The 13,058-nt window shown below is 49.1% G+C and carries 12 protein-coding genes; 6 read left to right on the top strand and 6 right to left on the bottom strand.

Translation table 11 applies throughout. The features are described 5' to 3' along the window. Position 1: 1 nt before the first annotated feature. Entirely contained in the window at positions 2-1,537 is a 1,536-nt protein-coding gene (locus AZF00_RS10895; RefSeq protein WP_008249480.1) for a carboxylesterase family protein, read from the top strand. Further along, the gene (locus tag AZF00_RS10890) at positions 1,528-2,871 is read left to right on the top strand and encodes a serine hydrolase domain-containing protein (RefSeq protein ID WP_008249481.1); all 1,344 of its coding nucleotides are present in this window, start codon (positions 1,528-1,530) and stop codon (positions 2,869-2,871) included. The genes AZF00_RS10895 and AZF00_RS10890 overlap by 10 nt, the downstream gene beginning before the upstream one ends. A 73-nt stretch (positions 2,872-2,944) precedes the next feature. Here the strand turns inward: AZF00_RS10890 and AZF00_RS10885 are convergent, their stop codons facing one another. The 3 genes from AZF00_RS10885 to AZF00_RS10875 are packed head-to-tail and all read right to left on the bottom strand — an operon-like array spanning position 2,945 to position 6,221. After that, a complete protein-coding gene (locus AZF00_RS10885; RefSeq protein WP_008249482.1) occupies positions 2,945-4,303 on the bottom strand; it encodes a sigma 54-interacting transcriptional regulator in 1,359 nt (452 codons plus the stop codon). After that, the gene (locus AZF00_RS10880; protein ID WP_008249483.1) at positions 4,300-4,806 is read right to left on the bottom strand and encodes a hypothetical protein; all 507 of its coding nucleotides are present in this window, start codon (positions 4,804-4,806) and stop codon (positions 4,300-4,302) included. The genes AZF00_RS10885 and AZF00_RS10880 overlap by 4 nt, the downstream gene beginning before the upstream one ends. A gap of 8 nt (positions 4,807-4,814) precedes the next feature. Continuing rightward, positions 4,815-6,221 (bottom strand): sensor histidine kinase, encoded by a 1,407-nt coding sequence (locus AZF00_RS10875; protein ID WP_008249484.1) that lies wholly within the window; start codon positions 6,219-6,221, stop codon positions 4,815-4,817. Between the two features lie 390 nt (positions 6,222-6,611). Here AZF00_RS10875 and AZF00_RS10870 point away from each other — a divergent pair, with 390 nt between their 5' ends. Continuing rightward, complete coding sequence (locus AZF00_RS10870; protein ID WP_008249485.1) at positions 6,612-7,001, top strand: EF-hand domain-containing protein; 390 nt, start codon at positions 6,612-6,614, stop codon at positions 6,999-7,001. 75 nt (positions 7,002-7,076) lie between these two features. Further along, on the top strand, positions 7,077-7,652 hold the full coding sequence (locus AZF00_RS10865; RefSeq protein WP_008249486.1) for an outer membrane beta-barrel protein: 576 nt from the start codon (positions 7,077-7,079) through the stop codon (positions 7,650-7,652). Between the two features lie 185 nt (positions 7,653-7,837). Here AZF00_RS10865 and AZF00_RS10860 read toward each other — a convergent pair whose 3' ends face one another. Further along, positions 7,838-8,656, bottom strand: coding sequence for an ion transporter (locus AZF00_RS10860; RefSeq protein WP_008249487.1), 819 nt, complete (start codon positions 8,654-8,656; stop codon positions 7,838-7,840). 6 nt (positions 8,657-8,662) lie between these two features. After that, the gene (bioA, locus tag AZF00_RS10855; protein ID WP_008249488.1) at positions 8,663-9,967 is read right to left on the bottom strand and encodes an adenosylmethionine--8-amino-7-oxononanoate transaminase; all 1,305 of its coding nucleotides are present in this window, start codon (positions 9,965-9,967) and stop codon (positions 8,663-8,665) included. Between the two features lie 134 nt (positions 9,968-10,101). Here bioA and AZF00_RS10850 point away from each other — a divergent pair, with 134 nt between their 5' ends. Further along, a complete protein-coding gene (locus AZF00_RS10850) occupies positions 10,102-11,466 on the top strand; it encodes a class II fumarate hydratase (RefSeq protein ID WP_008249489.1) in 1,365 nt (454 codons plus the stop codon). 84 nt (positions 11,467-11,550) lie between these two features. On the opposite strand, the gene AZF00_RS10845 is transcribed toward AZF00_RS10850, so the two are convergent. Next, complete coding sequence (locus AZF00_RS10845) at positions 11,551-12,153, bottom strand: TetR/AcrR family transcriptional regulator (RefSeq protein WP_008249490.1); 603 nt, start codon at positions 12,151-12,153, stop codon at positions 11,551-11,553. A 142-nt stretch (positions 12,154-12,295) separates the two neighbouring features. On the opposite strand from AZF00_RS10845, the gene AZF00_RS10840 reads away from it, so the two are divergent. After that, positions 12,296-12,847, top strand: coding sequence for a carboxymuconolactone decarboxylase family protein (locus tag AZF00_RS10840; RefSeq protein WP_008249491.1), 552 nt, complete (start codon positions 12,296-12,298; stop codon positions 12,845-12,847). Positions 12,848-13,058: the final 211 nt, after the last annotated feature.

Below are 13,058 nucleotides of genomic sequence, written 5' to 3'. Positions count from 1 at the left end.
AATGATAAAGCGAATATTCATTGCGCTGATAGTTGTTGCCTGCGCTCAGCTCGCCAGTGCTACGACGGTAGAGATTAGCTCGGGTGGCATTGCCGGTATGCGCAAAGGACATATAGACCAATACTTAGGGGTGCCCTACGCCGCGCCGCCTATTGGTGAATTACGCTGGCGCGCGCCACAGCCAGTGGCATCGTGGCCGGGTATTAGGCCGGCATTGGCGCCTGCCAGTCCCTGCGCGCAAATAGGCTCCTTTTATAGCACCGACAACGAAGCGAGCTTCGATAAGCCATATGGCTCAGAAGATTGCTTGTATCTAAACGTCTGGGCGCCGGCCTCGCCAAAGGAATTACTACCGGTATTGGTATTTTTCCACGGCGGCTCAGGAATCGTTGGCGACTCCGCACATCCTTTATATAACGGTCAGCGCTTGGCAGAGGAGGCAAATGCGGTTGTTGTTACGGCTAATTATCGCCTTGGCGTTTTTGGCTCATTACAAAGCCCCGCTCTCCACACTGGCGATCCAGCAGAAGATTCCGGCAGCTATTTTCTGCTAGATATGATTCGCGTGCTCGACTGGCTTAGTGAAAACTGCTTGGCGTTCGGCTGCGATAGCAAGGCGATCACGATATCAGGGCAATCTGCTGGTGCGGTCTCGGTGCTTGCGCTACTGCGGTCACCGCTGGCAAAGGGAAAATTTCAGGGGGCAATAAGCTTTTCGGGCTTGCCATTTTCAGCTTCTACGGACACGGCTCTAAAGCGAACCGAGAAATTACTTAGTCATCTCGCGTCACAGAATCTGGCGTTTGCCGTTGACGGCGAGGGCGTCGATCTCTTTGCGGCGAATGCGACTACGCAAATGCGAGATTATTTATATCAGCTCTCGACAGGGGATTTGCTTAATGCCTCTGGCTTTGGACTGTCACCAGCTATAGTGGCAGATGGCACGGTGCTGGCGAGCCTCGAGACGCCAGATAAACCCGTCGCTAAGGCCCTAAGCCGCGTTCCCTTAATGATCGGCGGTACCAAGGATGAGATGACCACGCTCACACCGATAAAAGGTTTTGGCCGGAGTGCCGAGAAAATCTGGCCTCTGGTGAACGGCGAGCCCCGCGACAAAACGATTAATCAACAATTGGGCTTTTTTTCAGGGCTTGTGCGGGATGTTCGGGTTGACTTCGCTAATCTATTTGTAAAAAAGCGATTGAAGAAATACAGCAAACAATATGCAAAGCAGCTTCCCGCTGTTTACCTATACCAGTTTGCCTGGGCTAACTACCCGGAGCCCTGGCGCTCTGAAATGGGAGCGTTTCATGGCTTAGATATTCCGTTTATATTTGGCAATTTTATTGACGACCATAAAATTTATATGCGCTTTGCCTGGACAGAAGAGAATAAGAAGCAGCGCGAAGCATTGCATAGCGAAATTGTGCAGAATATTTATGGTTTTCTTCGCAAAACAATGCCGGGTAATAGAGATGCGGATAATTACTTATGGGAGCCTTTAAATGGCAGGGAGAATATCCATATATGGAAATAATAGCGCCAATGAATTATGCATTTGTGCGGTGGCTTGTAGTTATCGTAATACTGATTGCTAATACACCAGGTGCATACGCTGATCAGCCTGATAATGAAATATGGCCAGTTACTGTCGCTAAAAATGGCTTTTCGCTAAGTCAGTGCGACGCGATTTTAGCTGACTTTGCACCGATAAAACTTGCCCTAGGCGAAAATCAGGCACTTTATACCTATTTAAATATGGCGCAATTTTTTCCGCATCAGCAGGTTTCTCGCACGGGAGAAGTTAAGTCCCTAGTGAAGAAGTTGCGGCCTAAACTTGGAAAGGTAAGGGTAGTGACGGAGCTCGGAAATTTGAGCTTCCAAGAAGTGATTGCTCATCCGAAAAGCCGGGTGCAGGGCATTATTGTTTTACACCAAGGGAATATCGTTTTTGAATCGTATCCCGGTATGCGTGCAAGTGATAGTCACCTTTGGTGGTCCTTGGCGAAAGTCATCACCGGACTCATTGTTGAGCAGCTTATTCATGAAAATAAATTAGACCCGACCCAGAAAATTGCACACTATGTGCCCGAATTTTCTGCAAGTGTATGGGCGGAGATTTCGGTCCAGAATATTCTTGATATGGCCAGCGGTATTGACGCAGTAGATACCGCTAAAGATTATATCGACCCTACATCAGGTATTGGTAGGCTTATCAGCGCGGAAGGTATCTTGGCGTCCACTGCTGGCCAAACAGCAATTGGGCACAATCAGGCATTAAAACTAATGCATTCACATGCCGAGCCCGGTTTGCGCTACGAGTATTCGTCGGCAAACACCAATATATTGGCATTACTCATTGAAGCTCTTAGCAATAAGCGATATGCCGATGTTGTTCAAGAGCGAGTGTGGTCCAAAATAGGCGCAGAAGCTGACGCTTTGCTGGGTCTAAGCCCCGATGGCCGCGCAATAGCGCACGGTATGTTTGCATCCCGACTTCGTGATCTCGGCCGCTTTGGCTTGCTGTATACGCCGGCGGGAGGTGATGAAGCGACGCTACCTGGGGCTGTACTGAATAAAATTACAGATCTCAAAAGCAATCAACACTATCAAAATGCGCCAGAAGCGGCTGAGAATGCCTTAAGTAAATTAGGCGAGCGGCCGGTTAATGCCCTTTCGCAGTGGGATGCGCTGTTCAGTGATGGCGATCTGTTTAAATCTGGGTTTGACGGCCAGGCGCTGTATGTTTCACCCTCTCGCGATGTGGTTATCGCTATGTTCTCAACGTCAAAGAACAAAAGTGCTTATGCTTACTTGCGAGCTATTGCGAGGCAATTTCCCTTAAACGCGGCGCGCCCCAAGTCAGGCTAATCGGGACCAAGACTGAGTGCGGCGAGCCGCGCAAGGTGATCTGTGCGCGCTAGCGGCGTGCGTCATAGGCAGTTTAGGTTTTAGCATTGCGCAGAATATCGGGGTTTAGCTGGTGCTTTTTGATGAGCTTATGGAAATCTGAACGATTTCGGCCGGCCTGTCGCGCCGCGTCGGTAACATTTCCCTTGGTCGAGGCCAGCACCTGCTCTAGATATTCGCGTTCAAATTTCTTTCGAGCTTCGGCGAGCGGTGGGAGCTCGCTGGCGGGATTTTTTGATTGGGGCAGGGCGGCGATGGTTTGGGCCTCGCCAATAATCGCGGTGGGCGAAAGCGCCGCAAGCTGTTCAATAATATTGCTTAACTGGCGTATATTGCCGGGCCAATCATAGGCCATTAGCGCACACAGCGCGGCGGGTGAAAAACGCTTGGCCTCGCTATTTGTCCGCACACTAATATTGTGTAAAAAGTGTTTTGCTAAAAGTTGAATATCGGCGCGGCGGTCGCGCAGGGCCGGTAAACTGAGCGATGCGACATTGAGACGGTAATATAAGTCCTCGCGGAATCGCCCATCAGCAATGGCGTCTTCAAGGTGTTGGTGGGTGGCAGAAAGCACTCTAACATTGATGCTGATGTCTTGTTGGCTGCCAACAGGTCTGATTTTTTGTTCCTGCAGCACCCGGAGTAGTTTTACTTGCAGGGGGGCAGGCATGTCGCCAATCTCATCTAAGAATACCGTGCCGCCGTCGGCGCTGGCGAACAATCCCTTATTGTCGCGGCTGGCGCCAGTAAACGCGCCTTTAACGTGGCCGAACAATTCAGACTCGAGTAAGTCGGCGGGAATTGCGCTGCAGTTAATCGCAATAAATGGCTGGTCGGCTCGATCGCTAGCAGCTTGTATCGCACTGGCTAAGAGTTCTTTGCCGGTGCCACTTTCACCGCGAATCATAATATTAATATCACTTTTAGCCAGTAATTTTGCCTGCTCTAGTAGCTGCTGCATCTTCGCGCAACAGGTAATAATATTGCTTCCAACACCGTGGCCGGATGGTCTGTCGACACTAAAACTTAGCGCCTGCTGAATACTGCTGAGTAGTTCATCTTTGTCGACAGGTTTTGTTAGAAAGCTGAATACGCCTTTTTGGGTCGCACTCACGGCTTCTTTAATAGAACCATGGGCGGTAAGTACAATGACCGGTAGGCCAGCATATTGTTGTTGAATTTTTTCAAAAAGCTCAATGCCATCCATACCGTCCATGCGTAAATCTGAAATAACAATATTTGCGCACTCTTTTTGCAGCGTTGCCAGTGCACTTTTGCCACCATCGGCACAGACTACCTCAAAGTCTAATGCCTCTAAGCGCATTGAGAGCAACTGCAATACGCCGGGATCGTCGTCTACTAGTAGTATTTTTATACGCGACTGTGTATTCATTGTTGACCTCTTAACTGCTGGGTTTCATTACTATTGATTTGGGCTTCGATATCGCTAATACCGTCAATGGTGTGGCGCAGCTTGGCCTGTAATACGTCACGCTCTTGCTGGGTTTGCAGTAAGGCGCGGTTGGTATCGTCGATGAGGCTCAATAAGGCCCGCTCGGCTTCACTTAGTGACTGAGCACTAAGCGTGGTGATTAATGCGCGACTCTGTTTTGCGTTGTGCTCAGGTGCGCATGTGGCCAAAATTAATTGCTGAAATTGACTGGTACTATTGTTTCGCGTTTGCAAAATTCCTTGCACCTGTAAGCGTTCGTCTTCTGGCAGTAGACACCAGGCCTGGCGTTTTGCAAGCAACGCGATCACGGGCGCTGGTACGTGGATTGCCACTACCTCCGGCGCTGTGTCGTTGACGGCAGCCGACTCGTGTTTTGGGACAGGAGCAACTAAGGAACACGCGCCGAGTAGTGAAATATTGAGCAGTAATAGAATTTTTTTCATAGTCCGTTTCATCGTTGCTTGGGAAAGCAGAGCGTAAATTCTGCGCCTTGGTCTTTTTGTGATTTTAATGTCAGTGTCGCCTGGGCCTGTTCGGCGCAGGCTTTAACAATGGCCAGTCCAATGCCACTGCCTTTCAAGGCACCGTGTCGTTTGTTCTTGCCTTGATAAAAGGGCCGGAATACGGCTTCTTGTTCGTCAATATCAATGCCGGGGCCATTGTCGCTGACCTGTAGCCACCAATGACTGCAATCTTCTGGGGGGGCGTTAACGTCGTGGCTGTGTTGCTTAATATTGCAATGTCCCCAATTAATCGCGATTTCACCGCCGGTGCGACAAAAGTGAATGGCATTAGACAGTAAGTTACTCAAAATCATTTCGATCAGCTGGGCATTGCCGGTAACGAGTTGGCCATTACTAGGGGTTTTAATGTTGAGCGCGGTATCCGGTAAAAAACTGCGGTAACGAGCAATTAAATTTTTGCACATAAGAGATAAGTCTATTTGCTCCTTGTGGGCGGCTATACCCTGAGATACCGCATTGAAGTTGAGTAGCTGTTGAATTAGCTCTTGAAGGTTCTCGGCTTGATTTCGCAAAATAGTGAGTACCGCCATCTGCTTGTCATTGAGTTGCCCCGGAATTTGATCGGCGAGAAGAGCTTGTGCGTCCATTATGGCAGCGAGCGGGCTTTTTAGTTCGTGGGTGATGTGTTGGGTGAATTGCGCCTTGTATTGCTCGGCACCTAGTAGCTGAACCCGCATCCACTCCAATCGGTGGCCGAGCTCGATTAAATCGGATGGGCCGTCAATGTCAATCGGTGTGTCCCAGCTGCGTTCGCCAAGATGGTTAATGGCGAGAGATAAGCGGCGTATGGATCGGGTAACGATGATGGAGCTTGCGCCCAGTAGCAGCAAACTTGCAGGTAGCGCCAGTAAGCCAGTAATTAGCATGCGCCATAAAACATTATTTAAGGCTTGTTCGGCATTGTTTAAATTGCTTTGAACTGCCTTGCTTAGTTGATTGTGTAAGTCGTTACTGGCGCTCTTTAAATCTGCGTAAAGCGTAGCTAATTGTCGTTTTTGTTTGGGGTCGTCGCTACGTGATGCCTTGTTGACATCTGCAGTAATTTGCTCGATTTTCGTTAATGTGCTGCTGTTTTTAAGTTCGGGTAATTGACGCTCAATTTTGCTGAGACTTTCACTAAGCTGATGCTGCTTGATTTTTAGTATTTCTAATAGGCTTTGGTCTTGCAGTAGCTGGTACTGCCGTGCTGATCGCTCGATTTCCTTATTGAGTTCTTGAACGGTAATACTAAGCTGAGATATTTGCGCTTGGTCCATGACCAAGCGTTGTTGGGCACGCGCTTGGCTGCTCATTTCTAAAGCGGCGTAGGTTACCGCAATAATAAGCGGCAACATCGACAGCACGGTTGTCCCTATCCATTGCTGGGTAAGGCTGAGTTTTTTACTAATAAAAATCGCTATTACCCCTTTCCATTTTATAAAAATTTAGCATGTTGCAAATTAAAGACTAGCTAAGTTACTGAAATAATTAATTAAATTATTTAATGTTGGCAATGTGTTGCCAAATGCCAACGATTTGACCGCGACCCTGGTGGCTTAGTTCGCGACAAAATCATAAGTTATTGTTTTTATTGTAAAATAAATTTTGGCACAGCCATTGCTATTGTCTAGACGACGCCGCAGAAACGCTTTAACAGGCAAGGAAAATTTAGGTGTCACTGGTGAATTTGATAAATCAGAAATTATTCCGATTATTTAAAATTGGTAATGATTAAGGAGAAAACCATGAAAAAGATAGCAGCAGTTTTCGCAGGTTTAGCATTAAGTTCATTTTGTTTGGCAGAGCCGGTATCGGGCGCGATTCAAGGTAGTGGCCAAGGTGGTGTGAATACTGACATTCAGCAGGGCAGCGGCATGGGCTCGGGCAGCTTGGGTGGCCAAGGATCTATGCAGGGCGAGGGCGCTATGCAGGGCACTGATGAGGCGAGCGGCGCAATTTTTACTGCGCTGGACCAGAACGGTGACGGCGCACTCGACGAAAGTGAAGCGAAATCAGAGAACTCATTAAGCCAATATTTCTCTGCAATCGATACTGATTCAGATGGCACGGTAAGTCGTGACGAGTATCTTGGTCGCTGGAAAGCGATTCAAGAGAATGAAGAAGAAGCTGAGTAATCCGCTTGTGTGCGGGCCATTGGCCCGCATTTATCGATTCTCCAAATTTGAATTCAATTCATAGAGGAAAATTTTATGCGCACATTATATTCACATAGCTTGGCCTTGCTTGCCGCTGTTATTGGCACAACAACCTTAGCATCTACCGCGTTTGCAAATCCAACGGTAGGACCACACGCATACGTCGGGGCCAATTACGGTGGTTATAAGGATCGCGGTGGCGATTTTGATGAAGACGATGATTTTAAAGAAGCCATAGTGGGCGCACAACTCAATCAATTTTTAGGCTTTGAAGCTAGCTATATTGATTTCGGTTCATTTGGTGGTGATGTCGGTAAAGCCAGTGTTGATGGCTACGGTTTGGCGGTAGTCGGTCGCTTGCCCTTAACCGAGCAAATGGGCCTCTATGCAAAAGCAGGGCAGCTATTTTGGGATGCGGATCTCCGCGCCGCAGGATTTAAGCAAAGCTATGATGGCGATGAGCCTTTTTTCGGTGTCGGTGCCGACTTGAAGGTAAGTGAGCATATTGTTGTGGCGCTAGAGTACGATCGCTACAAAATTGACCTTGATGACTCGACCTTTCCCGCGCCAGCCTCAAACTGGGAAGGGGATATGGACACCGTGAAGCTGGGCGCTAGGTTTGTATTTTAAAATGCAAACCAGACTTATTAAGACATAGGGTTTAATAAGTCTGGTTTTCTTGCTCGGCGTTACTTTGCTTATTGCAAGTAAGATTGAGTGATACAGCAATTTATATAGAGTGAAGTTTCCCTCAGCCAGTCGCGGTTTCCCCCTCATTTGTCGCGACTGGCTTTTTTATTTGATGCCCATTGTGCTTATTGAGGCGGCGGCATTTTTTCGCCGCAGTGCTTGCAGTAATTGGCTTCTTTGTCGTGGCCAAATTTTGCACAGTTAACACACTGGCGGTTGGTGATCATACGCTGACTTTCTTGAATTAATTCTGCACTGAGAATGCCGGTGGGAATGGCGATAATGGCGTAGCTCGTTATCATCGCCATAGCAGCAACGAGTTGGCCCAGTGGGGTGTGGGGTGCGATGTCGCCATAACCGACGGTGGTCACGGTCACAATCGCCCAGTACATGCTTCTGGGTAAACTGGTAAAGCCATTCTCAGGGCCTTCTATTAAATACATCAAGGCGCCAAAAACCACGATTACCGTCAGCACAGAAACGAGGAAAACAGATATTTTGCGCCGTGATGCAAGCAGCGAACGCAGCAGCACATTGGCTTCGCTCATATAGTGAAAAAGCTTAAATACCCTAAAAACTCGCAGCACTCTGAATACTCGGATGACCAATAAGTGCTGGGCGCCGGGAATGAAAATGGAAAGATACGTGGGTATTGTCGCGAGTAGATCAATTAAGCCGTAAAAACTGAATATATAGGCGCGTCGATTAGGTGAACAATAAATTCGCGCGCCATACTCCAGCGTGAATAAAATGGTAAAAAAAACTTCTATGCCAAATAAGAAATCGCCGTAGCGCTGGTGGATAGATGCTACCGAATCTACAAACAAAGCGGCGACGCTACTCAGTATGACCACAATCAAAAAAATATCGAAGTTGCGACCGGGACCAGGTTCGGTGCCAAAAATAATCTCATGGAGCCAGGTTTTAAAATTGGCATTACTCATTTGGGTTTATTCCTCTGCGGCCAAGGCGGCGACCATCTGCTGGCAAAGCAGGGCGAGATCGGCGTTGCTGATAATATAGGGAGGCATGGTGTACACCAGCTTGCCAAAAGGTCGAATCCAGATTCCTCTGTCTATAAACTTGGCTTGCAAACTGGCCATATTGACCGGTGTCTTCATCTCGATCACGCCAATCGCGCCAAGACAACGTACGGTCTCGACGCTGCTTAACTCGGCCGCGGCGGCTAGGCCAGTCTTCAGACCTGCCTCGATTCGTTGAATATTAGTTTGCCAGTCGCTGGCCAAAAGCAAGTCGATACTGGCATTGGCAATGCTGCATGCCAGTGGGTTGCCCATGAAGGTGGGGCCGTGCATGAAAACGCCAGCTTCGCCTTCGCATATGCCGTGGGCAATTTTTTCGCTACACAGGGTTGCCGCTAAGGATAAGTATCCGCCGGTTAATGCCTTGCCGACACACATAATATCGGGACTAATACCCGCGTGCTCGCAGGCAAAGAGCTTGCCGCTGCGGCCAAAGCCGGTGGCAATTTCGTCGTGAATGAGTAATACATCGTAGTCATCACAGAGTGTACGCAGTTGTTTTAAGTAGTCGCCGCCGTAAAAGCGCATGCCCCCGGCACCTTGTACAACGGGCTCAAGGATAACTGCAGCTAACTCCTGATGATGGTTTTGTACAAGTGATTTGATGTTCGCTAAATCCGCTTCGGTGGCGGGTTCGCCAAAGGCAGTTTTGGGCGCCTCGGCAAATAGGTGTTCTGGCAAAACCTTATTAAATAAATGGTGCATGCCGGTGACGGGATCGCAGGTCGCCATCGCGCCAAAAGTGTCACCGTGGTAGCCGTTGCGCAGGGCGAGCAAGCGGGTTTTTTGGGGCTGGCCGATAGAATGCCAGTATTGCAGTGCCATTTTAATGGCGACCTCTACAGCAACAGAGCCAGAATCAGAGATGAATACGCGGGTGAGTGGCGCTGGGGTAATATCTACCAAGCGTTTGCCTAGGGTGGCGGCGGCGGGGTGAGTAAGCCCGCCAAACATAACATGAGACATATCATCGAGCTGGGCTTTTGCCGCCGCGTTTAAGGCCGGATGATTATAGCCGTGTATAGCTGACCACCAAGATGACATACCATCAATAAGTTCACGACCATCGGCTAGCGTGAGTCGCACGCCTTTGGCGGATACCACCGGAACCATCGCTGGCGGGTTCAGTACTGAGGAGTATGGGTGCCAAATATGGTCTTTGTCCCATTGTAGCCACTGATCTGTGCTAGTGTTTTGGTAGTCTGTGGGCATATTGGTCTCCATGTTAAGGCTGATATATTTTAGGGCTTATGGGGACATAACACGAATTATCATTGCCATAGAGCTAAGCGCTTTATGTTATGACGGCGTTTAAGCGTAAATTTGCTGGCTAGGGAGGAGATACCATGAATACGTTTCGGCTCGAGCGCGACAGTATGGGCGAGGTGAAGGTTGCTAGTTCGGCTAAATATGGGGCGCAAACTCAGCGCGCCCTCGATAATTTTGCAATTAGCGGTTTGGTTCTGCCCGAGCAGTTTATTCACGCAGTGGTGCGTATCAAGCGCTGTGCGGCTATGGTCAATCGCGAAGAGGAGCTGCTGTCGGAAGATCTATTTCAGGCGATTGTTAGTGCTGCAGATAAGGTTTTGGATGGCGCCTATAGCGACCAATTCCCGATTGATGTATTTCAAACCGGTTCGGGCACTAGCACAAATATGAACGTAAACGAGGTATTGGCTAACCTTGCCAGCGAGAGTAGCGGTCTTGAGGTCAGCGCCAATGACCACGTCAATATGAGTCAAAGTAGTAATGATGTTATTCCTAGCGCGATCCATGTCAGCGCGGCGCTGGCCTTACACAAGCAATTATTGCCAGCGCTAGAACATTTAGAGGCTGTACTTAAACGCAAGGCTAGCCAGCTTGACGGTGTTCTCAAAACCGGTCGAACCCATCTTATGGATGCGATGCCGATTAAGTTGTCTCAAGAAATTTCGGCCTGGGCAGAACAAATTCATAAGGCCCGCAAACGTCTTCTGGATACCCAAAAGCAACTTTGTCAGTTGGCGCAAGGTGCAACAGCCGTTGGCACCGGGGTGAATTCGCCCGATTTATTTTCTGAGAAGTTTTGCTTGGCGATTAGTATCGACACCGGCTTGAGTTTTAAACCCAACAGCTCGCTGTTTGAGGCGCTATCTAGCCAAGACACGGCGGTGGCCGCCTCTGGTCAATTAAAGGCCTTGGCGGTGGCGTTAATGAAGATCAGTAATGATCTGCGCTGGATGAACAGCGGCCCGCTAGCGGGCTTGGGCGAAATCCGCCTGCCAGCGCTGCAGCCCGGCAGCAGTATTATGCCGGGCAAAGTAAACCCAGTGATACCCGAGGCGGTGGCGATGGCTGCCGCGCAGGTAATTGGCAACGACGCCTGCATAACCGTCGCCGGGCAGTCAGGTAATTTTCAGTTGAATGTCATGCTGCCGGTCATTGCCTACAACCTACTGCAAAGTATCGATATGCTGAGTACTGCCTGTCGGGCGCTGGCCGATAAAGCCATCGCTGACTTCACCATCGACGAGGCGGTAATGGCGGACAGCCTCGCTCGCAACCCAATATTAGTGACCGCGCTCAACCCTGTTATCGGCTATTTAGCGGCGGCAAAAATAGCTAAAAAAGCCTATGCCGAGCAACGGCCGGTACTGGACGTGGCCGTGGAAATGACCGATTTAAGTCGGGATGAATTGGCGGTGTTGTTGGATCCAGCGAGCTTGGTGTGATTTTTTATGACGCTCTGAGTGTAATGCTGCTTTTAGTGACCGCAAATTAAGACGTCCATTAATAGCATCAGGTTTTAGTTTTATTCAGCGAACGCGGTAGGCATCGAGTATGGCGGCCATATCATCAGCAAGCGCGGTTAACTGATCGCTGGGTACATTGCGTTCGGCAAATGATCGCAAGCCAATGATCTGGGTTTGTAATAAGCGTGCCAATCGCGGGCAATCAACTTCCGCGCGCAATTCTCCCATCGCCTTCGCCTGCTCAAGCGCTTGGCAAAGCCGCTTTTCGACGGTTGCAAGTATGGCGTCAACCTGAGCCCGCAGCGCGGCATCTTCGGCATTCACCTCAAGCAAGGTCTTAATTAGCATGCATGCCTGTGCGGGCATTTGTGCATCCGCATTACAGGGCTGGGCAAATGAACGGAGGTAGCGTTGTAAGCCGTCTACAACGCTCTCGGCGTTGTCGCTTATTTGCTTAAAGTCATCACTGCTGCGGCTGGCATAGGCATCTAAGGCCTCGGCAAACAAACCGCTTTTACTGCCGAAGGTCGCGTAAAGGCTGCCGGGGCGCATGTCTAAGGCCTTCTCAATATGTTTCATTGAGGTGGCGTAATAGCCTCTTGACCAGAACAGTTCAACGGCGCTATCCAGCGCAACTTGGCGATCAAAGCGGGCTGTGCGGGCCATGACGGTCTCTTTATGAATAGGCCTAAATGGTGTCGGCCGGGTTAATATTGAATGATCGCTCAATTTTAGCTTGACCACTGCTCATAACGCAATATAAGATCATTTCTTTATTTGAATGATCACTCAAAAAAAGGCGAGATCAATGAGTACATTTACTTTGCACGACATAAACAGCGCACCGACTGAAGCTAAGCCGTTCCTAGAAGGCTCGTTGAAAGCCTTTGGTATGATTCCCGGCTTGCATGCCGTGATGGCTGAAGCCCCCGGCTTACTTGAGGCTTACCAAACCTTGCACCGCCTGTTTGTTAACAGCACTTTAAACGCCGACGAGAAAACTGTGGTTTGGCAAACAATCAATGTGGAGCATGCCTGTCATTATTGTGTGCCGGCTCACACGGGTATCGCAAAGTCCATGAAAGTTTCAGATGAGATCAGTAATGCCTTGCGCGACGAGACGCCGCTGCCAAGTGCCAAGCTCGAAGTCCTGCGCGACTTTACCTTGGCCGTGGTACGTCAACGTGGTGCGCTGGAAGAGAAACAAGTACAAGATTTTTATTCAGCCGGTTTTACCCAGCAAAACGTATTAGAAGTGATTTTGGGGCTTAGCCAAAAAATAATGAGCAACTATACAAATCATTTGGCCCAGACTCCGGTCGATAAAGCGTTCACGCAATTTTCGTGGGAAAAGAAGTGATTATCCACGTAGCACTCAAGGACGCTGGGAGCTAAGTCTAATAAGGCAATGATGAGTTCCTAGGCTTATGCCGCGAATACATCATTGCTTTTCACTGCCTCAGCTGAGCCAATTACCTGTTATAACTCTGTATAGCGTGGATGTGAAATTTGCCCAGCAACTGACGCTTTTTATGCTTACTAGTGGCGTATTGTATGTCGTCAGGATGGAG

The organism is Zhongshania aliphaticivorans (assembly GCF_001586255.1).
GTDB classification, from domain to species: Bacteria; Pseudomonadota; Gammaproteobacteria; order Pseudomonadales; family Spongiibacteraceae; genus Spongiibacter; species Spongiibacter aliphaticivorans.
Note: the sequence above shows the minus strand (reverse complement) of the source record. Positions and strands in the feature narration are given on the sequence as shown.

Excerpts from the sequence above, each read along its gene's own strand:
- AZF00_RS10895 (WP_008249480.1), top strand. The coding sequence starts at position 2 with ATGATAAAGCGAATATTCATTGCGCTGATAGTTGTTGCCTGCGCTCAG.
- AZF00_RS10890 (WP_008249481.1), top strand. The coding sequence starts at position 1,528 with ATGGAAATAATAGCGCCAATGAATTATGCATTTGTGCGGTGGCTTGTA.
- AZF00_RS10885 (WP_008249482.1), bottom strand. The coding sequence starts at position 4,303 with ATGAATACACAGTCGCGTATAAAAATACTACTAGTAGACGACGATCCC.
- AZF00_RS10880 (WP_008249483.1), bottom strand. The coding sequence starts at position 4,806 with ATGAAAAAAATTCTATTACTGCTCAATATTTCACTACTCGGCGCGTGT.
- AZF00_RS10875 (WP_008249484.1), bottom strand. The coding sequence starts at position 6,221 with ATGTTGCCGCTTATTATTGCGGTAACCTACGCCGCTTTAGAAATGAGC.
- AZF00_RS10870 (WP_008249485.1), top strand. The coding sequence starts at position 6,612 with ATGAAAAAGATAGCAGCAGTTTTCGCAGGTTTAGCATTAAGTTCATTT.
- AZF00_RS10865 (WP_008249486.1), top strand. The coding sequence starts at position 7,077 with ATGCGCACATTATATTCACATAGCTTGGCCTTGCTTGCCGCTGTTATT.
- AZF00_RS10860 (WP_008249487.1), bottom strand. The coding sequence starts at position 8,656 with ATGAGTAATGCCAATTTTAAAACCTGGCTCCATGAGATTATTTTTGGC.
- bioA (WP_008249488.1), bottom strand. The coding sequence starts at position 9,967 with ATGCCCACAGACTACCAAAACACTAGCACAGATCAGTGGCTACAATGG.
- AZF00_RS10850 (WP_008249489.1), top strand. The coding sequence starts at position 10,102 with ATGAATACGTTTCGGCTCGAGCGCGACAGTATGGGCGAGGTGAAGGTT.
- AZF00_RS10845 (WP_008249490.1), bottom strand. The coding sequence starts at position 12,153 with ATGGCCCGCACAGCCCGCTTTGATCGCCAAGTTGCGCTGGATAGCGCC.
- AZF00_RS10840 (WP_008249491.1), top strand. The coding sequence starts at position 12,296 with ATGAGTACATTTACTTTGCACGACATAAACAGCGCACCGACTGAAGCT.